Source organism: Pseudarthrobacter woesei, assembly GCF_055412745.1.
The window spans coordinates 1-22,790 of the sequence record NZ_JBVAYU010000022.1 but is presented as its reverse complement, the minus strand read 5'-3'; the positions used below and the strand labels follow the sequence as shown (position 1 = coordinate 22,790).

The following is a 22,790-nucleotide window of genomic DNA, read 5'->3' as shown; positions in this document are numbered from 1 at the left end:
TGAATCCTTACTTCGAAGTGGACGCTGCCAGGCGGGGGTGCGCCAGGCCTGTCAGTTGAGAAAGCCCGAGCCCGGCCATTGCTTGGACTTCCACGGCCCCGACGGCGCCGCACTGCACACCGCGCAGCACGAAGGCCGCCAGGGCTCGGGCGGTGGCGGGCTCGTCCATGACGCCGCCTTCCGTGCGCTCCACGTAGTTCCGCAAGCGTGCAGCGGCGGCAGGAAGTCCCTGCCGGTAAAAGGCATAGGTGGCGGCAAAGCGGCTGGGCAGCTGGGCCGGGTGCAGGTCCCAGCCCTGGTAGTAGCCGCGTTCCAGAGATCGCCTGACCAGGCGCCCGTGCAGCTGCCAGGCGTTCTCCACATTCTCGCCCACGGGAATGATGTTGGTCGAACCGTCAGATAGGCGGATGCCGGTGCCGGCCACTGCCAGTTGCATGACCTCTTTGGCAAAGTCCGCCACGGGGTGCTCCATGGACTGGTACTCGGCGGATATCTGCAGGGACGCGGAGTAGTCATAGGTACCGTAGTGGAGTCCGCTGATCCGGCCGGGAACTGCGCGCGGCAGCTGGGCCACGGGCGAGGTCCCCTCAGGGCCGAGGATCAGCTGGGGCGTTTCCACCTGAACCTCGAAGCGCAGCCGGCCTGCCGGAAGCGAATGCACTTCCTCCAACCTCCAGACGGCGTAGTCCATGGCCTCCACCTGGGCCACCGTGGTGACTTTTGGCAGGGTGAGGACCAGGCCCTCCGGCAGTTCACCGGCTGCGGCCAGGCCGGAGACAAAGAGATCCAGGGTGCGCAGGCCACGAGCCCTGGTGGGTTTCTCGAAGCATTTGAACCGGATTCCGATGAAGGGCGGCGCCGAGCCGGCCGCAACAGCGGTGGCCACGGCGGCGGCGGCGGCAACGGCGGCAGCGTCCTCGGCGTCGTCACCCCTGTCCCCGAAACCGTCCTCAAAGTCGAGCCGGAGATCCTCAATGGGTTGGCTTTCCAGCTTTGCCTGGACCCGGGACGCCACCGCCGCGGCGAGTTGGGCGTTCTGGCCCAGCAACAGCCCCAACAGTTCCAGCCCGCCATGGGCCGCTGTAGCTGCCAGCGCCTCAGATCCCCAGTCGGCGGCAAGTGACGGCGTGAACCGGTCAGCCGGGACGTAGACCGTATGAACAGGCTGGCGTGACCCGTCATCGCCCGGATAATTACGTTCCAGCATCCGGTCCGTGTCGGCAAGCTGTACATCGATGCCCGCGATGTCCGCCGCGGAGAGCGACGGCGTAGGGGAGACCGCCATGGCTCAACCCACCAGTTCGTAGGCCGGTGTGGTCAGGAAGTCCGTATAGTCCTCCGACAGGCAGATATCGGCGATGAGCTCACTGGCCGGCTCGTAGTAAAGACGGAAGTCTTCGTCGCCGAATTCGGTGCGGAGCCGTTCCGTTTCCTCGGCCAGGATCCGCTCCACCAGTTCCCGGGTGACAGTGTTCCCCGTGTCGGCCAGGACCGATTTGTTCCGGATCTGCTGCCACACCTGGGAGCGCGAGATCTCCGCGGTGGCGGCATCCTCCATGAGGTTGTGAATGGCCACCGCGCCGTTCCCGGACAGCCACACCGCCGTGTAGGCAACGGCTACGTACAGGTTCAGGCGCAGCCCGGCTTCCGTGATCTGGCCGCCAGCCGAGGCGATGTCCAGCAGTTGGTCTGCAGTGACGGAAACCTCGGGACGCTGCTTGTCCACCTGGTTGGGGCGGTCGCCCAGCACGGCGTCAAACACTTCCCGGCACGTTGGGACCAGGTCCGGGTGGGCCACCCAGGAGCCGTCGAAACCGTCATTGGCCTCCCGGGTCTTGTCCGCGCGCACCTTGGCGAAGGCCGCCTCGGTGACCTCGGGTTGCCGGCGGTTGGGGATCACTGCGGCCATGCCGCCCATTGCAAAAGCCCCACGCTTGTGGCAGGTCTTGACCAGCAGCTCGGTGTAGGCGCGCATGAACGGCGCCGTCATGACAACTGAGGCACGGTCCGGGAGCACAAACTCTTCGCCGGCGTCGCGGAAGTACTTAATGATGCTGAACAGGTAGTCCCAGCGGCCGGCATTCAAGCCGGAGGCATGGTTGCGCAGCTCGTACAGGATCTCGTCCATCTCGAAGGCGGCCGGGATGGTCTCGATCAGCACGGTGGCGCGGATGGTGCCCTGGTCCAGGCCCAGGTAATCCTGCGCGAAAATAAAGATTTCGTTCCAGAGCCGGGCTTCAAGGTGGCTTTCGATCTTGGGCAGGTAGTAGTAGGGACCGTGGCCGTTGAGGACGAGCTGCTTGGCGACGTGGAAGAAGTGCAGGCCGAAGTCCACCAGCGCAGCCACGGCAGGTGCGCCGTCGATCAGCAGGTGCTTTTCAGGCAGGTGCCAGCCCCGCGGGCGGGCCACCGCCACGGCCAACGGCGCGTCGGTGCGGAGCGTGTACTCCTTGCCTTCGCGGGACGTATAGCTCAGGGTTCCCAGTGCGGCGTCGCGGAGGTTGAGAATCGAGTCGATGACGTTGGCCCAGGTGGGTGTGGACGCGTCCTCAAGGTCCGCCAGCCACACTTTGGCTCCGGAGTTCAGGGCGTTGATGGCCATTTTGGCCGGCGTGGCCGGGCCGGTCATTTCCACGCGGCGGTCCTGCAGTGCCGCCGGTGCTTCTGCGATTCGCCAGTCCCCGTCGCGCACGTCCTGGGTTTCCGCCAGGAAGTCCAGCTTTCCGGTCTCGGCGACCCTTTTGCGCTTGACGCCGCGGGCGGCGAGCGTCTCGCTGCGGGTACCCGCGAAGCGGGTGTGGAGCTCTTCGATGAACGTCAGTGCCTCGGGGGTGAGGATCTCCTCCGCGCGTTGGATCGGCCGGGGGTCTGTGACAGTGATGGGCATTTCTGGTCCTTTCCTTTGCTGCGAGTCAGGCGGTGAATCAGGGTACGGCGTAGAAAGCGTCGGCGGCCGGGGCCGCATCTTGAACGGCTGCGGCGTTCGATGCATTTCCTGCTGCTCGTGCCACCGCACTGGCGACGTCGGCAGCAACGTGGGGATCGAAGACGCTGGGGACGATGTAGCTGGCGTTGAGCTCATCGTCAGCCACCCGGTTGGCAATAGCTTCGGCAGCGGCAACCAGCATCTCGGGCGTGATGTCCGAGGCTCCGGCATCCAGGAGCCCGCGGAAGAATCCCGGGAAGGCCAGCACGTTGTTGATTTGGTTGGGGAAGTCGCTGCGGCCGGTAGCCACAACGGTAGCGTGGCGGGCCGCAACCACCGGGTCGATTTCCGGGGTGGGATTGGCCATGGCGAACACGATGGAGTCCTTGGCCATCGAGGCAACCTGTTCCTCTCCGATCACGTGCGGTGCACTCACGCCGATGAACACGTCGGCGCCCTTGAGGGCCTCGTGCAGTGTGCCGGCGAAGCGTTCTTCATTGGTGTTGGTGGCGATCCAGCTGCGGTGCTCGTCGCTGTACTCCTGGCCCGAGTGAATGGCCCCGGAACGTCCGGCCGCGACAATGTGCCGGGCCCCCTGGGCTTTGAGGAGCTGGATGATGGCGGAACCCGCGGCACCGACGCCCGAGACGACGATCCTCACTTCGTCTAGCCTTTTGTCGACGACGCGCAGGGCGTTGACGAGTGCGGCGAGGGTGACGATCGCAGTGCCGTGCTGGTCGTCGTGGAATACCGGGATGTCCAGTTCTTCGCGGAGGCGGTTCTCGATCTCGAAGCAGCGCGGTGCGGCGATGTCCTCAAGGTTCACGCCGCCGTAGACGGGAGCGAGGGCCTTGACGATTTGGATGATCTCCTCGGTGTCCTGGGTGTCGAGGCAGACCGGCCAGGCGTCTACGTTGGCGAACTGCTTGAACAGTGCCGCTTTGCCTTCCATGACAGGCAGCGCCGCGGCGGGGCCGATATTTCCCAAACCCAGTACGGCCGAACCATCAGTGACCACGGCAATGGTGTTGCGCTTGATGGTCAGGTTGCGGGCCATCGCCGGATCCTCCGCAATTGCCATACAGACTCGGGCGACCCCGGGGGTGTAGGCGCGTGACAGATCGTCACGGTTGCGCAGGGCCACCTTCGGGACAACTTCAAGCTTGCCGCCCAGGTGCATCAGGAAGGTGCGGTCCGAAACGTTGCGTACTTTGACGCCGGCGAGCGCATTCAGGGCGTCCTTGACGCGGGAGGCGTGATTGTCATCGGTGGTGTTGCAGGTCACGTCGACAACCAGAGTCTCGTGGTGGGACTCAGTGACGTCCAGCGCCGTGATGGCCGCGCCCGCCGCTCCCACGGCGGCGGCCAGCTCACTGGTGGCCGAAAAGCTGGACGGCGCTTCCACGCGAAGGGTAATCGAATTTCCGGGGCTGGGGTTCGCCATTGAATTGTCCTCTGGTCTGGCCCAAAACGGGCGGGATACGGAAAAATAGTTTCGTATTATGGATATTATTATCTACTGTGTGGAATTACAAGCCCTTCTCATTCGTCGGCGCATATAGTTCGCTCGGTGCGGTATCTTGGGAGGTCTAGGGCTACTCTTTTCACGATGTGGATAAGAGTTGTCGGAAACCGAGTGGCAGGAGCAGTCACATGGCTGAGAAATCCCCCGGAGGCGTGCAGTCTGTTGAGCGCGTCTTTGAACTGTTGGAACTGATCACTGACGCAGGCGGAGACGTCACGCTCAGCGAACTCTCCTCGTCGACGGACCTTCCGCTGCCTACCATCCATCGGCTCCTGCGCACTTTGGTCACTCTCGGCTATATCCGGCAGTTGCCCAACCGCCGCTACGCCCTGGGCCCCCGGCTGATCAGGCTCGGCGAGGGAGCGAACAAGCAGTTGGGCGCCGTGGCCCGGCCGCAGCTTAAATCCCTCGTGGATCACCTGGGAGAAACCGCCAACATGGCGGTACTCGATTCGGACATGGTCATCTACGTGGCGCAAGTTCCCTCCCTGCATTCCATGCGGATGTTCACGGAAGTGGGACGCCGCGCCCACACCCACGACACCGGCGTCGGCAAAGCCATCCTGGCGCAGCTTGATGACGGGGTTGTCCGCGGCATCGTGACGCGTACCGGCATGCCCACGCCGACGTCCAAAAGCATCGGCGACATCGAAGCCCTCCTGGCAGACCTGAACCGGATCCGGGAACGCGGCTACTCCATCGACGAGGAGGAGCAGGAGCTGGGCGTCCGTTGCTTCGCTATGGCCGTACCCAACGCCCCTACCCCCGCCGCCATCTCAGTCTCCGGGCCCGTGTCGCGAGTTGACCGGTCCTTCGGCGACCGCGCCGTCCCGATGCTTCGGGAAGCCGCGCAAGCTATTTCGGAGGAACTCAACCGCAACTGATCTGCCTCCGACAACGGTTTGGCCAGCGCTGCCGACGGCGGCCCCTCCGTTCGGAAGTGGGCCGCCTTCGCCATTGCTCGACGTTCTAGTGTTCGGGTGCCTTCTCGGATGACTGGACCGTGACTTCCTTGCCGTCGCAGTCGATGAGTCTGCCGTTTTCGTAGCGGTCGCCGTCGGCCAGGCATTTAAGGTCCTCTGCCCGGATCACGCGGCCGGTGCCGGCAACAAAAACCGATTGGTTTTCTGAGTTGCCGGCTTTCAGGTGGTTGAACAGCAGGTTGAGCAGGATGGCCATGACCGCGGCCGAGCTGATGCCGGAGTGAAAGATGGTGGCGAACCAGTCGGGGAACTTGTCATAAAAGGTGGGTGCGGCGATCGGGATCATCCCGAAGCCGATCGAAGTGGCCACGATGATCAGGTTCATGTTGTTCCGGTACTCCACCTTGGCCAGCGTCCTGATGCCGCTGGCCGCCACTGTGCCGAACAGAACGATGCCCGCGCCACCGAGGACGGCGGTGGGGACGGCTGCGACAACGCGGCCCAGGACCGGCAGAAGTCCCAGCAGCACCAGGATCACGCCGCCGGCGGCCACCACGTAGCGGCTCTTGATCTTGGTGACGGCGACCAGGCCCACGTTTTGTGCGAAGGCACTCTGGGTGAAAGAGCCAAAGACCGGGGCGATAAGGCTCGAACCCATGTCCGCACGCAGTCCGGCAGCAATTCGTTTCGAGTCCACCTTGGTTCCGACGATCTCCCCGACGGCCAGGATGTCAGCCATGGTTTCAGTAAGGATTACCAAGACAACGATCACCATGGAGATGATTGCGGCTACTTCGAAGGTCGGGGCGCCAAGGTGGAAAGGTGTGGGGAAGGCAATAATGGGACCTTCGCCGACTTTCGAGAAGTTGGCCATCCCTGTCACGACGGCCACTCCGGTTCCGATGACCATGGCGAGCAGAATCGAGAGCCGCGAGATGGTGGCACTGCCCACCTTGCTCAGGAGCAGGACGAGCGCCAGGGTAATGGCCGCCAGGCCGATGTTCTGCACGCTCCCGTAGTTTTCAGCTTTTCTGTTACCGCCCATGGCCCAGTTGGCCGCGACAGGCATCAGGGTCAGGCCGATGGTGGTGATGACGGTGCCGGTTACTACCGGTGGGAAGAACCGGATAATTTTGGAGAAAATCGGGGCGATCAGCAAGCCGATGGCTGCGGAAGCAATCACGGCGCCGAAGACAGACTGGATTCCTCCGGGACCGGTAACGATGGCCACCATGGTAGCGACGCTGGCGAACGAGACGCCCTGAACCAACGGCAGCTGCGAGCCGAAGTAGGGGATGCCGATGGTCTGCAGGATGGTGGCCAAACCGCCCATGAAGAGTGCTGCGGCAATGAGGACGCCGATGTCGGCGGGGGAGAGGCCGGCGGCTTGGCCCACAATTAGCGGGACGGCAATGATGCCACCGTACATGGTGAGGACGTGCTGGAAGCCGTAGGCGAAGCTGCTGCCGATGGATAGGCGCTGGTCTTCCGGTCGATCCGTGGCAGGGCGTCTGTTGCGCCGCTTGCCGGCTTTGAGAGGGTTCTTGATGTTCATGACAGACTTTCTGGTTCATGGCAGACGTCCTCGTCTGGCTAACGTGGTCTGGCTGTTGATGGGGATTCGACTGGCCCAATCACCGGTAACGTGCTCAAGCAGGGGTGGCCGGTAGTTGAGGCTTTCGAGGTGTGCGGATGACTTAGCAGAAACCGGTGATGCCTGACCAGGCGATGTCCGCTGGTGCAGCGTCGTCGCGCTGGACGGTGGCCTCGATCAAACCGTAGGGGCGGTCTGCGGCGAAAAAGACCTCGTTGGGGTTGTCGAGGCCGAACGGTGAAAGGTCCACCAGGAAGTGGTGCTTGTTCGGCATGGAGAACTTGATTTCGTCGATCTCGGTGTGGGCCTCGAGAACTTTGGTGCCCATGTCGAACAGGGTCTGCTGAAGGGCGTGGGAGTACTTCTCCGTGAAGCCTTCGAGCAGCAGTCCTTTGACGTCGTCGTAGCTTTTGTTGAAGTCCAGGGTGCTGACGTCCGTTCCGGTCTTGAAGCGCCAGCGGGCCGAGACCTCGGTGGCAAGGATGCGGTCAGTGGTTTCCTGAAGGGTGGTGTACTTGTCCTTCGGGTAGCCGACGAAGCCGGACTCGGTGGACTTCAGGACCGTCAGGTCCTTGAGTCCGGAGATGAGGTGCGTTGTGGCGCCCTCGCGGACCAGGACGGCGGTGCGGACTTCCTGGCCGTTGCGCACGAAGGAGTGGTCGTGCTCGGTGCCGTGGGCCCGGATCCGGTTCCAGCTGTAGGACTCGGCTTCCCAACGGCCGCCGGTTACCCAGTCGAAGGTGGAGGTGAAGTGCTCGCCGAGCCGGAGCAGGAACGCTTCCGGGGAGTTGATACCTTCCCGGGCGAAGGCGTAAACGGTGTTCTTCTGGGTGTCCGTAGGCACAACGTGGCCGTTGTCGCCCTCAAGGTGGGCGGCCGCGAAATCGCCCCGCAGCTGCGAGGTGACGTTAAGGTCTTCGATCTCGTGGCGGTCCGTGTCCCGGGTAATCTTCACAACCCGGACTTCGGCTTTGCCGTACTGGTTGTGGCCGAGGATGATGTTGCTGCTCATGGTCAGATTCCCAACTTCAGGTACGTGGCACAAGGTCCACATAGAAATTAAGCGCGCGTTCCCGCACGATTCTTGTACCGTCGGCCCACAAAAAAGAGCCGACATCGATAGATGCCAGCTCATTAACGACCCTGCCTGCTGCTCCCAGGTTACGTGACATAGGCCACGAAGTATCATCAAGCGTAGCTCAGGATTCCGGTGGTGTACATCACACACTGAAAAATCAAATTGTGACTGCCGACCCCGAAGCCCGTTGACGAACCAGCAGCAGGGCATTTATGCTTTTCGCATAGCAAAAGTTCTTTTCCACTTGACGGAATTGTGCGCGACCTCGGAGGAGGACCAGATGTGCCAGCAGGTCAAAACGCCGGTGGCGCCGGCAACAGCAGCCCAGGAGTTCTACTTCCCCCTCGGAAGCGGCACGGATCCTGACTTTCATGTGCCCCCAGATGCAGAGCGCGTTCGGCAGGGCGGTGGGTTTTCCCGTTGGATCCGCGCACTTCCTGTTTTTACAAAGTAATCTCCCAGAGCCACGGCCATAACGGGCACCGGAACCTTCGCACCTGCTGGCACGGGCGAACTTTGCCGCATCCCCAAGTGTCAGGACCGCTTGGTGGCCAGGTAACGCCATGCCTGCCGTTGGGCCGTGTCGGACGATGAGTTGCTCTTACGGCTGACGCTCCGCCTCGGGGATGTGCTGCAGAATCACCCGCAGCCGGCGCCCTCTACCCGGCCGCCCGAGCTGACGGGCACGCGCTCGCATCCGGAACGCGAACGTGCCGTTGATATGGTCCGGATTTGCTCAGGCCTGGCTTGCGGGCAGGCGGACGGAGCTGTCCATGATCGACACCGTGACCGCCTATGGCCACTATTTTCAAGAGCTTCGGCTCCTGTTGGACGGCAGTCGCCGGGCCCAGCTCAGCACTGCCGAATCAGGCAACGGAACCCTCGCAGGCATGCGGATCTCGCAGTCACGGCGATGGGATCGGTGTTCAAGGTCACGTGCGGCCGACACGAACTCACCCGAGCACGGTTCAGGCGTGTTCGGGTCCCGGGAACGGGTGTCTGGGCTGGTGGCCGTTGCAAAAGCAGCGGCAATGATCCGGCCCAGCAATGTGAAGTGTCTGCCGACCGGGGTCAGGCCAGGCTTGATCCGCCGGAGCGGACGCGGACGTACCGCACAGGTACGATCTGCCCGCCATGTGTGCCCGGGTCGTGGTCCACGATAACCGGGTACGGTTCATGTTCGCCGGGGCCCGGCCTGCTCTCCACCTGCGGCGAGCAGGACACCGTGCCTTGTAGTGGCTTCCGTTCCCCGAAGCCACTACATCCAGGCAAGAGGACGGTTGGCAGCAACCGCACTAGCTGCTGTTGCTGCCAACTGGATTGCCGGTCAGGCGTCCCCGCCTGCTCCACCCGTTGTGCCGGCGCTGACGTCCAGGAGCTTGTAGCGGTCCATGGCGTAAGCGGTAACCCCGCTGTCTACCTCGCCCCTTCCTGCAAGCATCTGAAGTGTTTTCACCACGATGGAGTGGGTGTCGTTCTTGAAGAAGCGGCGCGCCGCGGCCCGGGTGTCGGAGAAGCCGAAGCCGTCCGCACCCAGGGAGGCAAACTGGTGCGGCAGGAACTGGCGGATCTGGTCCGGGACAGCCTTCATGTAGTCCGAGACGGCAACGACGGGTCCTTGCGCGTCCGCGAGTTGCTCAGCCACGAAGGGGACCCGCGCGGGCTGGCCGGGATTGAGGAAAGCCCCTTCCTCTGCGGCCAGCCCATCCCGGCGGAGCTCGTTCCAGGACGTGACGGACCAGACATCCGCCGAGACGCCCCAGTCCTCTGCGAGGATGCGCTGTGCTTCGATAGCCCAGGGGACGGAGACGCCGGAGGCCAGGATCTGGCTTTTCGGACCGTCCACACCCGACGCCGACACCCGGTGAATGCCTTTCAGTACACCGTTTACGTCGAGGTCCTCCGGTTCGGCAGGTTGGGTGACCGGCTCGTTGTAGACCGTGAGGTAGTACATCAGGTTCCGGTCAGTGGACTCCGGGCCGTACATGCGCTCGATGCCGTCTCGGATGATGTGGCCCATTTCGTAGCCGTACGCGGGGTCGTAGGTGACCACCGCCGGGTTGGTGGAGGCGAGCAGCGGTGAGTGGCCGTCCGCGTGCTGGAGCCCTTCGCCGGTGAGGGTGGTCCGCCCGGCGGTGGCGCCGATGATGAAGCCGCGCGCCATCTGGTCTCCGGCTGCCCAAAAGGCGTCGCCGGTGCGCTGGAACCCGAACATGGAGTAGAAAACGTAGACCGGGATCAACGGCACGCCGTGGGTGGCGTATGCAGTGCCGGCTGCGGTGAACGCAGCTACAGCGCCGGCTTCGTTGATACCTGGGTGGATCAGCTGGCCCTGTGCCGATTCCTTGTAGGCGAGCACCAGGTCCCGGTCCACGGACAGGTAGTTTTGGCCGCCCGGGTTGTAGATTTTGGCAGTGGGGAAGAACGCGTCCATGCCGAATGTGCGGGATTCATCAGGGACGATCGGAACAATCCGGTGTCCGAATTTCTTGTCCCGCATGAGGTCCTTGAGCAGGCGGACGAATGCCATGGTGGTCGCGGCCTGCTGCTTACCCGAGCCGCGCTTGGCGACTTCATAGGTTTTGGCGTCGGGCAGGTCGATGTCCTGGTGCTTGAAGCGGCGCTCCGGCACGGCTCCCCCAAGCTCGGCACGGCGTTCCATCATGTACTTGATCTCCGGCGCATCCGTGCCGGGGTGGTAATACGGCGGCTCGTACAGGTCCTTTTCAAGCTGCTCGTCGGTCACCGGAATCCGCAGGTGGTCACGGAAGGCCTTGAGGTCATCCAGGGTGAGCTTCTTCATCTGGTGGGTCGCGTTACGGCCCTCGAAGTGGGTGCCCAGGCCGTACCCCTTGACCGTCTTGGCCAAAATTACAGTGGGCTTGCCCTTGAATTCGGTCGCGGCCTTGTACGCGGCATAGACCTTGCGGTAATCGTGGCCGCCGCGCTTGAGGTTCCAGATCTGATCATCGCTCAGGTCCGCGACGAGGTCCTTGGTCTGCGGGTCCTTGCCGAAGAAGTGCTCGCGGACGAACGCGCCGGATTCGGCCTTGTAGGTCTGGTAGTCACCGTCAGGGGTTTCGTTCATGATTTTCACGAGCGAGCCACCGGAGTCTTTGGTGAGCAGGTCATCCCACTCCCGGCCCCAGACGACCTTGATGACATTCCAGCCCGCACCGCGGAAGAACGCCTCAAGTTCCTGCATGATCTTGCCGTTGCCGCGGACCGGTCCGTCGAGGCGCTGGAGGTTGCAGTTGATCACGAAGTTAAGGTTGTCGAGGTTCTCGTTTNGACTCGGGCTCGTCCATTTCGCCGTCGCCCAGGAACGCCCAGACCTGCTGGTCCGAGGTGTCCTTGATGCCGCGGTTGGCCAGGTACCGGTTGGACTGCGCCTGGTAGATGGCGTTCATCGGGCCGATGCCCATGGAGACGGTGGGGAATTCCCAGAACTCCGGCATGAGACGCGGGTGCGGGTACGAGGAAAGGGCGTGGCCTTCCTTGGACTTCTCCTGCCGGAAACCGTCGAGGTCCTCTTCGGACAGCCGGCCTTCCATGAAGGCGCGGGCGTACATGCCGGGGGAGGCATGGCCCTGGAAGAAGACCTGGTCCCCGCCGCCGGGGTGGTCCTTGCCGCGGAAGAAGTGGTTGAAGCCGACCTCGTAGAGGGTCGCGGCACCGGCGTATGTGGAGATGTGGCCACCGACGCCGATATCGGCACGCTGGGCCCGGTGCACCATGACGGCGGCATTCCAGCGCATGTATGCCCGGTACCGGCGCTCGTACTCTTCATTGCCGGGGAACGCTGCTTCCTGGTCCACCGGGATCGTGTTCACGTAGTCCGTGGTGGTGACCATCGGCACGCCCACGCTTTGTGCGCCGGCGCGCTGAAGCAGGCTGCGCATTATGTACTGGGCACGTTCAGTGCCCTGTTCCTGAATCAGGTCATCCAGGGACTCCAGCCATTCGGCGGTCTCTTCCGGATCACGATCAGGCAGCTGGTTTGTCAACCCGCTGAGGATATGGGCGGTATCTCCTGCAGCCACGGAGCCTCGTTTCATCTTTGAATGCCTTGGCCAATTATTTCGTACAATGAAAAAACTTTCTTGCTCTTCGAGATTACTTAGACGTTTGCGGGCAGTCAAGCAGGGGGGTGGCCAACGGCCGTCAGGGCCTTTAGAAGCCCAACGGGCGGATTGTGACTGCAGCCACCAGTTCTTCATCCTGACAACCGGGCCCGACGCCGTAGCCTCCTCCTCGGCGGCCGCCCGCCCCTAACCTAAAAGGAGCCCGACGGCCACCACCCCTGAGTCAAGCGGAACAGTTGCCGTCGTCAGCGGAGCGGGTTCCGGGGTCGGCAGGGCGGTGGTGAGGCTCATGCTGGCTGAGGCCTACAGGGTAGTCCTGTCCGGTCGCCGCGAGGCGGGGCTGCAGGAGACCGCTGCTGGCCACGCCCAGGCTGTCGGTGTACCGTGCGACGTTACAGCGCCCGACGACGTTGAGCGACTGTTCGCCGCCGCGTTCCAGCGTTGGGGCAGGGTGGACGTGCTGTTCAACAACGCCGGCGTCTTTGGGCCTTCGGCCTCGGTGGATGAGATCAGTTTGATGGACTGGGACGCCACTGTGGCGGTGAATTTGACGGGGTCGATGATGTGCGCGGCGGCGGCCGTCCGGACCATGAAGGCGCAGTCACCGCAGGGTGGCCGGATCATCAACAACGGCTCGATTCCGGCGCACCCCGGCCACGGACGGTCGCCTATACCGTCACAAAGCACGCCTTGACCGGGCTGGCCAAGAGCATCGAGTTGGATGGTCGCGGCTTCGGCATCACCTGCGGGCAGATCGACATCGGCAACACGGCCACGGAATTGATGGAGTCAATCGGAGTCGCATCCTGAGCGGTCCAGGCCGATGGCAGCCGGAAGGCGGAGCCGACGTTCCGGTCGAGGAAGCAGCGCGCTGTGCTGCTTATGGCCGGAATGCCGCCGTCCGCCAGCGTGGGGTCCGTGATCATCACGGCGGCCGGATGCCGTTCATCGGCCGGGGATAGGCCACGCTTTGCTGTAGGTCCGGCCCAACGTGACCTCGAGGCTCTTTACCGCCCGAGGATGCAGGGGACCCTGTCGGCGTTTGGGTATGGCAAACCTTCGGCGGTGCCGGAATCGTTCAGCTTCCGCGGTAGCTGGAAAACGAAAAGGGGCTCAATAGGAGCGGGACGTGGTAATGCGGTTCATTCCTGTCCACAGCGAAGGTCAGCACGACTTCCGGGAAAAAAGCTGGCGTATTCCGATGGGCGAAGTACTCCGCGGTGGTGAACTGTAGCCGGTATGTTCCGGAAGCCAGCACTTCCGGGCCCAGCTCCTTCACGCGTCCGTCGGAATCGGTCTGCGCGGCGGCAATCTCAGACCACGAGCCATTGCTCAAAGCATGCAGGCTTACAGGGACTCCCTCGGCCGGCTTCCCTGTGGCGGTATCGAGAAGGTGCGTCGTTACGTGGGAAGTTGTCACTTGCTCATCATTCCTTCAAGCCTATGGATTGCGATCTCGCGCAGCTGTTGCTGCACAACATATTCCTCTTCGGCCGCAGTGTGGGAAATCCGCACCTTAAGGGCCTGCAGAACTTCTTCATTGCTCCGACCCGCGGCACGGATCAGGAAGACCCGACCGAACATTTCTTCGTAGCTCCTGTTCGCCTCTGACAGGGCCGCGATCACTCTCTCCGAAGCCATACCAAGGCCTTCTTGCTCCCTCCGGGAGAACTCGGCCTCGGAATTATCGCCCAACGCACGTTCGCCTATCCGGGGGTGGTGAGCCAGCGCGGACTCCACTTCGCGCGCAGTAAATGGAGACGCTGCACTGCGGGCGAACTTCAATAGATCCACCGTGGATGAAAACGGTCGCCCGTCCGCGACCTGATCTATCCAACGCCGGATGTCGAGACACGGTTGAAGCGCTGCAACGATCTCCGGGCGCCCGGCGTTGTTGAACTCTTCTAGCAACATCAAGGGTCCTTTCGTTGGTGCGCATTGCCACCATGTTGCCAATTGATTCCGTAGAGTGGAAACTAACTTTCATCATTCAATATTGAATCCTATGCACTTTTCCGTGTCAACTTCTCCTGCCCCGCAGGGAGCGGATTCAGCAATCCTGGTATGCCCCTGCTGTTTAGCTGTAGCCCAGTCGCTCGTTGACCCCCGCCATGCTGGATGCGAACCCGGCCGCAGCCTGGAGTTAGCTGAAGAGAGTCTGGCGTTTTCCAGACATGGGTGATTCGGACTAGGGGCAGCAGTCGCTGTGATTAGGCTGGCGATTCGCACGCCCCTACCAGCAAGCTTAAGACCGCCGAATCCCGCGGGGGAACATAGTCCAGCAGGGCCAGCCCGCTTATCAGCAGTGCAGCTCCTGACAGACGCAGGCATAGATATGGCATGGTGAGCTACTCTCGTGGGCTGCAGCCAGGAAGGCAGCCCGTCTGGGCCGACGTGCCCGGCCGCAGGAAGCCGGGAACGGGAGCGGTGACTGGCCGGCTAATTAACCGACGGTCCCGATAGGCACCGCCGGCAGGATGTGGGCGGGCAGGAAACCTTTGACCCCTGGATGTCATTCGACTTCCGACAGCCGGCAACGCCTGACAGGCACGGGAGCGGCCAGCTTTAATTCCGTTATGTGAAATGAGAATATTAGCATGCGACAACACTGGACATTAGCAACATCGATCAATTTGCCTGCCCCGCCGATTCACGAAACGTGCGGCGGGGGCTGCCCCGACCGTTCGCGTCCGTCGCGGTGTCCAGAGAGGCCAAGACCGGAGCCCCGGAATGCCGTCCAGCCCTGCCTGCATGCCCCGTTTAGGCCTGGATAAATTCCTGGCGCTGGCGTCCGAGGCCAGCCACCTCTATCTCCACAACGTCCCCAGCTTTTAGATATGGGAAGCGTCCTGACAAGGCCACGCCCTCCGGCGTTCCGGTGCAGATCAGGTCGCCCGGCTCCAGAACGAGGTACTGGCTGAGGTTATGGATAATGGTGGCCACGTCGAAGATCAAGTCTTGGGTGGTGGAGTCTTGGCGCGGTTCGCCGTTTACCCAGGTGCGAAGCCGGAGGGCGGCTGTGTCCACATCCTCCGGGGTGACCAGGTAGGGACCGGTTGGGCAGAACCCTGCGCAGCTCTTGCCCTTGGACCACTGACCACCGGAACGCTCGAGCTGGAAGGTCCGCTCGGACAGGTCGTTGACAGTGACGAAGCCGGCGATGTGGCTAAGCGCGTCCGCAGGTGAATCCAGGTAGGACGCGCGGGTGCCGATAACAACGCCCAGTTCGACTTCCCAGTCCGTTGTGGTGGAACCGCGGGGGATCGCGACGGCGTCGTTGGGTCCCACGACGGTGTTGGCCGCCTTTTGGAACAGGATCGGTGCAATAGGTGGTTCGGAACCCGACTCAGCGGCGTGCGCGGCGTAGTTCAAGCCGATGCAAAACACGGAAGAAGGCCGGGTTATGGGCGCCCCGATTCGAAGGTTCTCGGCATCCATTTCGGGCAGTTCCCCGGCAGCCAGGGCCGCTGCTGCACGGGCGGGACCGCCCGAGGACCAGAAGTCGGGGTCCAGATCCGGGGTCAGTCCTGCCAGGGAGAAGTACGTAGTGCCGTCCAGAATGGTAGGGGTTTCGGCTCCGACGGCGCCGAGGCGGGCAAATTTCATGCGATTTTTTTCCTTCTCGAGTTTCGTCGTCAGGCTTCAAGGCCGGAACGTACGCTCGTCTCCGGGGCGGGTGGCAGGCATGGCGGTCTCTGCGCGAATCTGTCGTTTGTGGCCGGGAGCATTGGATACTCGCCGTTGACGGCAGGCCCCTTGAACCAATCATGGCCGCGCCCTCGTTGATCCGACTCAGCACCTCACCTAGGTCCTGGCAGCATAAACGAAGCGGTGAACAGCGAACTTCAACCGGTCGAGGTGGTGGTCGTAGTCGAACTCTCCAACCTCTGTCCTGTCCGTACCGCTGTAAGGGTCCGGGCGCATCAGTTGGCGAGCAGCCTGCCCCACTTTCGTTCTAGCAAGGGAGATCCGGCGAGCTTAAGGCAGTGCCACAGGGTAACGGCCACCGAGTCAAGCACCGGCACGCCTGTCTGTTCCTCCACTTCGTCGGCGATGTTGGCACCGTACAGGTTGGTGCACAAGTAGACGAGGGCGTCCGGGGCCGCTGACGCCAGTTCCAGGGAGCCGGGGCGCATTTCTTCATCGGTTACCCTGCCGAAGGCTTCGTTATCACTCAGGCCCAGGTAGCGGTGGTCCACCGTCCTTATGCCCTCACGTTCGTAAGAGGCGATGACAGCGCGGTTGACGTCCTCCGTGTAGGGCGTGAAGAGTCCGATCCGCTCGGTCCCGAACGCCCGGAACGCCTCAAGGTAGGCCAACGTGGATGTGGTGGCCGGAATGCCAGTGGCGCTGGTGATTTCGTGGACGAGTTCGCGGTCGTGCTGGGCGCCGAGCCACGACCCGGAGGTGCCGTTCCAGGCGATGACGTCCATGTCCGCCGTCGCAAGGAGTCTGGCCGCCTCGCGCATGACGGTCGGATCGAACTGTTTGTCCGAGGAATCATCCAGCGCGATCCGGGTCACGGGGATACGGGTGAAGTGGATGGTGACGTCGTCCCGGTCGCCCAGGATGCGGTAGCTCTGCGGCTCCAGACAGGTATTGGAGGACGGCACAATCATGCCGATACGGGTTTTGCGTGCTGCGGAAGGCATGTCTGCTCCTAAAGCGTTGCGGTGGCGGAGGTGAGGGTGCCTTGGGCCGTGATGTGTTCGCGGAAGCCGTTGCGGGCCACGAAGCGGCCTACGGGCCCGGGGTCGTGGAAGCCTTCGCCGTCCAGCACTACCTGCCCGGCGGACACCACGACGGCGGGCCAGCCGGTGAGCTTAACCCCGTCGAATGGGGAGAAGTCCGTGCCCATATGGAGGTTCCTGCCGTCGACAATGCGTGTTTCGAGGGGGTCGAAGATGACAAGGTCGGCGTCGAAGCCTTCAGCGATAGTTCCCTTGCCGGGGACCGCGTTGATGCGGGCAGGGCCGGCAGCGAAGACCTCCACGAAGTCCTCCACATTGTTGCGGCCGGGCTCTGTCATGAGAGCGGTAAAGGTGACGGGCATCCGTGTTTCCACCCCGGGCAGGCCGTGCGGCATGGCGCGGATGTCGTCGGTGCGTTCGCGCTTCTGGGAGAGGTCGTAGCAGGAGTGGTCTGAGGAGACTGTGTGGATGGCTCCGTTGAAAAGGCGGTCCTTGAGCGCGGCAACTGTTTCGGCGCTGCGCATAGGCGGGCAGCAGGCGTACCACTCCGGAAACGCCGAGCCGTAGACGGAATCATCGAGGGTCAGGTAATGCGGGCAGGTTTCCGAGTAGGCCTCCTGGCCGCGGGCGCGGGCCTCGGTGACCAGGTCGACGGCACCAGGCGTCGACTGGTGCACGAAGTAGACAGGGGCGCCGGTGTATTCGGCCATGGCCAGGGTTTCTTTGACGGAGATTTCCTCGGCCAGTTCGGGTCGGGTCCGGTGCAGGTGCTCGATGCTGATCCGACCGTCGTCGGCGTGCTGTTCGGTGCAGTCGCTAATAATGGGGTCATGCTCGGCGTGAATGTAGGTGAGGCCATCCAAATGCACCATTTCGCGCATAACTTTTAGGATGGTGTCCCCGTCTGCCATGGTGGTGCCGCGGTTTGTGGTGTACATCTTGACTGACCTCACGCCTTCGGCGGCGAGCTGTTCCAGCTGCCACGGCACTGATTCGTCCCAGCTGACCACCGCGCCGTGCAATGCGACATCGCAGCGGGACTCCTGTGCCAGTTCCTTTTTGTGCAGCACGGCCGCCAGGGGGGTCTCCTGGGCGTCGCGGGGGATGCCGAAGTCGATGATCGTCGTGGTACCGCCCCATAGTGCTGCTGTGGAGGTGGTCTTGTAGTCGTCCAAGGTGCGGAATCGCCCGGTCACCTGGGCGACGTGGCAGTGGCCGTCCACGCCGCCGGGGATCACAAGTTGACCTGCAGCGTCGATCGTTCGAGCGGCAGGAGGGATTGGCTCCGAGGCTTCGACCAGACGGGTGATTATGCCGTCCTGAATGACTATGTGGGCGTTCCACCGGCCGAAGCTGTTCACCACGGTGCCGTTGGCGACGACGAGTTCTGGAGTGCGGGACATGATTGTCCTCCTTATCGGAGAGTCTTAGTGGACTGGCTCGGCGAACCCTCTAGTTGGCCGGGGCTGCGGAGGCGGCGGAATTCGCCGTTGTCTGGGCTGTGGTGAGGGCCGCGTCGAGGTTTTCTGAGAGCCCCCTGCGGGTCTTGACGGGCGGCGGGGCGAAAGCTCCGGCGCGGTGCGGTCCGGACTGGAGCCCCACCACGGCTTCCGCCATGCGTATGCCTGCGGAAATGCCATCAACTACCGGAACGGGAATCTGTCCTCGGAGTTCGCGGGCAAGCCCGGCAAGGGGCGCGCCGGCAAGGATGATGACGTCGGCGCCGTCCTCCGCGATGGACTGACGGCTGAGTGTCAGCAGGGTTTCTTTGAAGTCCTGCTGCACGGAGCCGATGCTGTTGAGGGATTCGTTGATGGAGCGAATGGAAGCCAGCCGGCCGGTGAGGCCGAATCGCTCCACGCAGTCGCGGTACCAAGGTTTGATCCGCTCCGAGATGGCGATGATGGAAAAGCGGTGCCCCTGGAGGGCCGCGGCGCAGAGCGCCGCCTCGGTGATGCCGATGACAGGGACATCGCTAAGTTCCTTCAGTGCAGGCAGGCCCGGGTCGCCGAAGGCGGCGACGACGATGCCGTCGACAGAATATTCGCCACCTTTGGAGTATTCCGCGATGATCTCGGCCACGGCGCCGGCCGCAATGAGGGACTCGAATCGGGTTTCGATATACTCCACGCCGTGGCTGGCGGTGCGGACCACCAGCTGCGTTCCCGGGGCGGCGGAGCGCAGGGCCTCGGACTGGATGAGGGACGTGACGTCGTCGCTGATGTTGGGGTTGATGACGAGCAGTTTCATTTTTTCTTCCGATGCAGCGTTGGTTCGGTTTTCTGGAAGTCCTCGGGGAACTGCGCACGGTACTTCCCGATGTGCGACGCCGATTGGGTAGCCGCCCGGTCAGGGTCGCCACTGGCGATCGCATCGTAGAGCTCCCGGTGTTCCTGGATCAGTTCCGGCAGATCGCTGACGTGGCGGAAAAGCCAGTGCATCCGTCCTTGGAGGGGTTCCAGTGCGGATTTGAGGAAGTTGTTGTCGGCGATGCTGGTGATGGCGTCATGGAATTCGCTGTTGGCACGGTGCGCCTCCATCACCGCACCCTTGGCGAGGCACCGCTGCGCCTCGTCGAGCAGGCCCGTAAGGTGGCCTAGGTCCTCGCCGGTGGCGCGGACAGCTGCCAGTCGGCATGCGAGCACCTCGAGGGACTCCCGGAGGTCAAACAGGTCCTCGACGTCCTTGGGGCTGAGGCTGCTGACTTCCGCACCACGTGCACCGCGGTCGCTGACGAGGCCTTCCATGCGCAGCATGCGCAGCGCTTCCCGGACGGGCAGTCGTGACACATTGAATTCTGCGGCTAGATCGCGTTCCACCAGCCGCGTGCCGGGAGCGTAGTGCCCTTCAAAAATCCGGGTGCGGAGGGTATCCCGGACTGCCTCGCGGAGGGGGCGTTCCTTGTCCTGGGTCTCTTCTGCGGTAAGCATGGTGCTCCATTCGGATTCTCGCGGGACGTTGCACTCCCGGCGGCGGGAAAGGTGCTGCGGTGCCTAGCTTAGGCTGGCTAGCCTAGACAGGAAGCCGCTTGTTGTAGTTCAGGGTTATTACGGAAACACCCATGATGATGGCGGATCCGACGAAGTACAGCAGCGCCCAGGTGTATGAGCCGGTTGCACCGACGATCAGGCCCACGGCGATGGGGGTGACAAAACCGGAGATGTTTCCGCTGAAGTTCATCGCCCCGCCCAGCACTCCTGCGTTGGTCCGGCCGCCCAGGATGGACGGGATGCTCCAGAAGAGCCCAACCCAGCGGAGGAAGAACATGACCAGGGAGAGCAGGACAACGGCGGTGGTGGGGTCGGGCACCACGGTGACCCCAATCAGGCCGCCGATCACCACCGCACTGGAGATGCCCAGCAGAGTCCGCATGACACGGTTCGCGGATGCACCGGCTGCCCGCCACTTGTCAGCAAGAGTGCCACCTAGAATTTCCCCGACGAAGCCGGCTCCGAAGATTACGAAGGTGGACCAGCCAATGGTCTTCAGGTCAAAACCCTTGTCCTGGGCCAGGTACAGCGGGCCCCAGGTCAGCAACCCGTAGAACACTCCGTTGAAGCCCAGCCAGCCGAAGCACATGGCCCAGAATGAACGGAACTTCAGGTAGGGGAGCAGGGCACGCTTTCCCTTGCTGCCATCGCGCTCGGCTTCGGCGTCCTCGGCAGCGTGGGAAGCCTCGATGTATGCGGCTTCGGCCTCATTGACGCCAGGGTGCTGGCGCGGGTTGTCGCGGACATACCACCAGACGGCCAGGCCCATGAGTACTGTGGCGGCACCGGCGATGACGAACGCCATTCGCCAGCTGCCTGTGGAAGCGATCAGCCCCGCGATCAGGATGCCGCCGAGGCCGGCGCCCAGAGGTGCACCGGCGTCGAGGATGGTTGCGCCGCGCCCGCGCTCGGACTTATGCATCCAGATGGCGTTGAGCTTGCCGCCTGCCGGCATGACGCCGGCCTCGGTGACGCCGATGCCCATGCGGGCGATGAACATACTCAAGAAGCCGCCGGCCATGCCGGAGGCGGCCGTTGCGGCGCCCCAGCCGACGCAGGAGGCCGTCATTACCTTGCGCGGACCGAATCTGTCAATCAGCCAGCCCACCGGGATCTGCATGAGGGCGTAGGTCCAGAAGAAGGCGGACAGCAGCAGTCCCACGAGCTCGGGGGCGAGGTTGAATTCTTTCTGGATGATGGGCAGCGCCACCGAGATGGAGCCGCGGTCGATGTAGTTTACGGCCACGAGGACAAGCAGGAGCAGGAACATTTTCCAACGGACGTTGGTGCGTCGTTGCACGCCGTCCTTGCTGGTTTTGTCGACAGGCCTGGGCTCAGTTCCAGGCGTTGTGGCTTCGGTATTTTGAACAGACACAGCTTCTCCTTATACAGGGAAGATCGCGGGCAGGGGAAAGGCTCTCGTGCGGGGGCCGGGCCACATGAGGCGGCGGCCGTACCTAGGTCCCGGGAGACCTGGGAAGCGGCGCTAAGGGGCCGCGAAAAGATCCCAGGACGGGCATTCTTTGGGATCCCGTTTTGGGATCCCAAAACTCACAATATGAGTGACCTGCGCCACTGTCAAGGGTTTCTTCCCCGTCGCGGAGGGAAAGGGGTTATCCACGGATTGTGACTGCGCACGCCTCCTAGGCAGCACCGGGGAGATCCCGCCGGCAATCAGCCGCACCGACGGCGCCAAGGCGGCCGAACTCAGTGCAGTCCACATCGAGGAATACCACCAAGAGGCCGGTCTCACAGGCTGCCCAGACTCGGACATGCCCTTGCTTTCAAAGCATTGGTGCCGAAACTAGACGGTGACCTTGAGCGGTCCACGGCTGGGGTCAATTCGGGTTATCCACGCCTGGAAATCGGGAGCCTTTGGGGTAGCTCCCTCGGCAGCAGTAGCGGTGGATAACTCTATGTGAATTGTCCCCGGTTGTGGGCGGCGGCAGCCTACTTCTTCACGGTGGAGCCCTGAGACAAAAGGCCCGACTGCTTTTCTCAGCCGGGTTAGGAGCCTTTGCACACGTGGCTGCTGCCTTAAACCGGGGTGTGCACAATGTGCACACCCCGGCCTTCGGGTAACTTTGGACCTCGGTGCGGGCGATGACACGACCTTGGTCTCACGGCAAATTCTGGTGGAAGGAAACGTCGGGGCGTTCACTTCCCAGGATTGGCACGTCTATCTCAACGACGAGGCAGACTATATCCCCCTGCCTGTGAACGTCCGGGGCGAAGTGCTGATCCGCGAAGCAGGTTTACACCTCGAGGAGACAATCCGGGGCACCGCGGTGTTCCTCGGACACCGCAGCAACGGAGATGAGGCAGACGCACCCGCGCACCTGCTTCAGATGGCCGAACGCCTCTTCGACACCGCACTGGCTGCCTAGGCAGGAGAAGATTCCCCAAGGTCAGCAGGAAACGCAGCGATGTCCCAGGCTTCGTAGCCCTGGGCTTTGTCGATCATTTTGCGCGGGTTGTTGGCTTCCTGGGCGAGCCAGAGGACGTTGGAGTCTTTTGTGGCGTGGTCAACGCGGCCTGTGCGGACGGTGTTTCCCTGGCGCCGGATTTCCACTGTTGCACCGATCAGGTGGACCCAGTCGTCATGACGGATGATCAAGTTCGTTCCTTTCAGAGTGTTGGTGTTACCAGCCGCGCTGGGCCAGGCGGTGCGGCTCCGGGATCTCGTCCACGTTGATGCCGACCATGGCCTCGCCCAGGCCGCGGGAGGCCTTGGCGATCTCGTCGGGATCGTCGAAGAACGTGGTGGCCTTCACGACGGCGGCGGCACGCTGGGCCGGGTTGCCGGACTTGAAGATGCCGGAGCCAACGAAGACACCGTCCGCGCCGAGCAGCATCATCATGGCCGCGTCGGCCGGTGTGGCGATACCACCGGCGGTGAACAGCACCACCGGGAGCTTGCCGGTGGCGGCAACTTCCTTGACCAGTTCGTACGGGGCCTGCAGCTCCTTGGCGGCGAC

Annotated in this window: 17 protein-coding genes and 2 pseudogenes; 3 read left to right on the top strand and 16 right to left on the bottom strand. The window is 63.0% G+C overall.

Annotated elements, in window-relative coordinates:
- Positions 1 to 7: 7 nt before the first annotated feature.
- Genes ACZYZE_RS18490 through ACZYZE_RS18480 form a run of 3 tightly spaced genes read right to left on the bottom strand, consistent with a single transcriptional unit; the run spans position 8 to position 4,370 of the window.
- Complete coding sequence (locus tag ACZYZE_RS18490; RefSeq protein ID WP_463909455.1) at positions 8 to 1,285, bottom strand: DUF6986 family protein; 1,278 nt, start codon at positions 1,283 to 1,285, stop codon at positions 8 to 10.
- Positions 1,286 to 1,288: 3 nt separating this feature from the next.
- Positions 1,289 to 2,887 (bottom strand): malate synthase A, encoded by a 1,599-nt coding sequence (gene aceB / locus ACZYZE_RS18485; protein ID WP_463909454.1) that lies wholly within the window; start codon positions 2,885 to 2,887, stop codon positions 1,289 to 1,291.
- Between the two features lie 37 nt (positions 2,888 to 2,924).
- Positions 2,925 to 4,370, bottom strand: coding sequence for an NAD-dependent malic enzyme (locus ACZYZE_RS18480; protein ID WP_463909452.1), 1,446 nt, complete (start codon positions 4,368 to 4,370; stop codon positions 2,925 to 2,927).
- A 209-nt stretch (positions 4,371 to 4,579) separates the two neighbouring features.
- Here ACZYZE_RS18480 and ACZYZE_RS18475 point away from each other — a divergent pair, with 209 nt between their 5' ends.
- Positions 4,580 to 5,335 carry an IclR family transcriptional regulator gene (locus tag ACZYZE_RS18475; protein ID WP_463909451.1) on the top strand — a complete coding sequence of 252 codons (756 nt, stop codon included), beginning with the start codon at positions 4,580 to 4,582 and terminating at the stop codon, positions 5,333 to 5,335.
- An 85-nt stretch (positions 5,336 to 5,420) separates the two neighbouring features.
- Here ACZYZE_RS18475 and ACZYZE_RS18470 read toward each other — a convergent pair whose 3' ends face one another.
- The 3 genes and pseudogenes from ACZYZE_RS18470 to aceE form a co-directional block, all read right to left on the bottom strand.
- Positions 5,421 to 6,929, bottom strand: coding sequence for a nucleobase:cation symporter-2 family protein (locus tag ACZYZE_RS18470; protein ID WP_463909449.1), 1,509 nt, complete (start codon positions 6,927 to 6,929; stop codon positions 5,421 to 5,423).
- A gap of 142 nt (positions 6,930 to 7,071) precedes the next feature.
- Complete coding sequence (pucL, locus tag ACZYZE_RS18465; RefSeq protein ID WP_463909447.1) at positions 7,072 to 7,980, bottom strand: factor-independent urate hydroxylase; 909 nt, start codon at positions 7,978 to 7,980, stop codon at positions 7,072 to 7,074.
- A gap of 1,393 nt (positions 7,981 to 9,373) precedes the next feature.
- Positions 9,374 to 12,104: pseudogene (gene aceE, locus ACZYZE_RS18460) on the bottom strand (pyruvate dehydrogenase (acetyl-transferring), homodimeric type).
- A gap of 304 nt (positions 12,105 to 12,408) precedes the next feature.
- Between aceE and ACZYZE_RS18455 the strand changes: the two are divergent.
- A pseudogene (locus ACZYZE_RS18455) lies at positions 12,409 to 13,093 on the top strand (SDR family oxidoreductase).
- A 116-nt stretch (positions 13,094 to 13,209) separates the two neighbouring features.
- Here the strand turns inward: ACZYZE_RS18455 and uraH are convergent.
- The 8 genes from uraH to ACZYZE_RS18415 form a co-directional block, all read right to left on the bottom strand.
- Positions 13,210 to 13,551, bottom strand: a complete 342-nt coding sequence (uraH, locus tag ACZYZE_RS18450) for a hydroxyisourate hydrolase (protein ID WP_463909445.1) — start codon at positions 13,549 to 13,551, stop codon at positions 13,210 to 13,212.
- Complete coding sequence (gene uraD, locus ACZYZE_RS18445) at positions 13,548 to 14,045, bottom strand: 2-oxo-4-hydroxy-4-carboxy-5-ureidoimidazoline decarboxylase (protein ID WP_463909444.1); 498 nt, start codon at positions 14,043 to 14,045, stop codon at positions 13,548 to 13,550. Before uraD ends, uraH begins: the two co-directional genes overlap by 4 nt.
- Before the next feature lie 846 nt (positions 14,046 to 14,891).
- Complete coding sequence (locus ACZYZE_RS18440; RefSeq protein ID WP_463909442.1) at positions 14,892 to 15,737, bottom strand: fumarylacetoacetate hydrolase family protein; 846 nt, start codon at positions 15,735 to 15,737, stop codon at positions 14,892 to 14,894.
- Positions 15,738 to 16,054: 317 nt separating this feature from the next.
- Positions 16,055 to 16,783, bottom strand: a complete 729-nt coding sequence (locus tag ACZYZE_RS18435) for a maleate cis-trans isomerase family protein (protein ID WP_463909440.1) — start codon at positions 16,781 to 16,783, stop codon at positions 16,055 to 16,057.
- Positions 16,784 to 16,791: 8 nt separating this feature from the next.
- Positions 16,792 to 18,225 carry an amidohydrolase family protein gene (locus ACZYZE_RS18430; RefSeq protein WP_463909438.1) on the bottom strand — a complete coding sequence of 478 codons (1,434 nt, stop codon included), beginning with the start codon at positions 18,223 to 18,225 and terminating at the stop codon, positions 16,792 to 16,794.
- A gap of 49 nt (positions 18,226 to 18,274) precedes the next feature.
- The gene (locus ACZYZE_RS18425) at positions 18,275 to 19,072 is read right to left on the bottom strand and encodes an aspartate/glutamate racemase family protein (protein ID WP_463909436.1); all 798 of its coding nucleotides are present in this window, start codon (positions 19,070 to 19,072) and stop codon (positions 18,275 to 18,277) included.
- Positions 19,069 to 19,752: a GntR family transcriptional regulator gene (locus tag ACZYZE_RS18420; RefSeq protein WP_463909434.1), complete on the bottom strand. Its 684-nt coding sequence runs from the start codon at positions 19,750 to 19,752 to the stop codon at positions 19,069 to 19,071. The genes ACZYZE_RS18425 and ACZYZE_RS18420 overlap by 4 nt, the downstream gene beginning before the upstream one ends.
- Before the next feature lie 82 nt (positions 19,753 to 19,834).
- Positions 19,835 to 21,187 carry an MFS transporter gene (locus ACZYZE_RS18415; protein WP_463909433.1) on the bottom strand — a complete coding sequence of 451 codons (1,353 nt, stop codon included), beginning with the start codon at positions 21,185 to 21,187 and terminating at the stop codon, positions 19,835 to 19,837.
- Between the two features lie 739 nt (positions 21,188 to 21,926).
- Here ACZYZE_RS18415 and ACZYZE_RS18410 point away from each other — a divergent pair.
- Positions 21,927 to 22,199, top strand: a complete 273-nt coding sequence (locus tag ACZYZE_RS18410; RefSeq protein WP_463909431.1) for a DUF3846 domain-containing protein — start codon at positions 21,927 to 21,929, stop codon at positions 22,197 to 22,199.
- Here the strand turns inward: ACZYZE_RS18410 and ACZYZE_RS18405 are convergent.
- A complete protein-coding gene (locus ACZYZE_RS18405; protein WP_463909429.1) occupies positions 22,196 to 22,429 on the bottom strand; it encodes a hypothetical protein in 234 nt (77 codons plus the stop codon). The genes ACZYZE_RS18410 and ACZYZE_RS18405 overlap by 4 nt on opposite strands.
- Positions 22,430 to 22,454: 25 nt before the next feature.
- On the bottom strand, positions 22,455 to 22,790 hold a 336-nt coding region (locus ACZYZE_RS18400; RefSeq protein WP_463909427.1), incomplete at its 5' end, for a beta/alpha barrel domain-containing protein.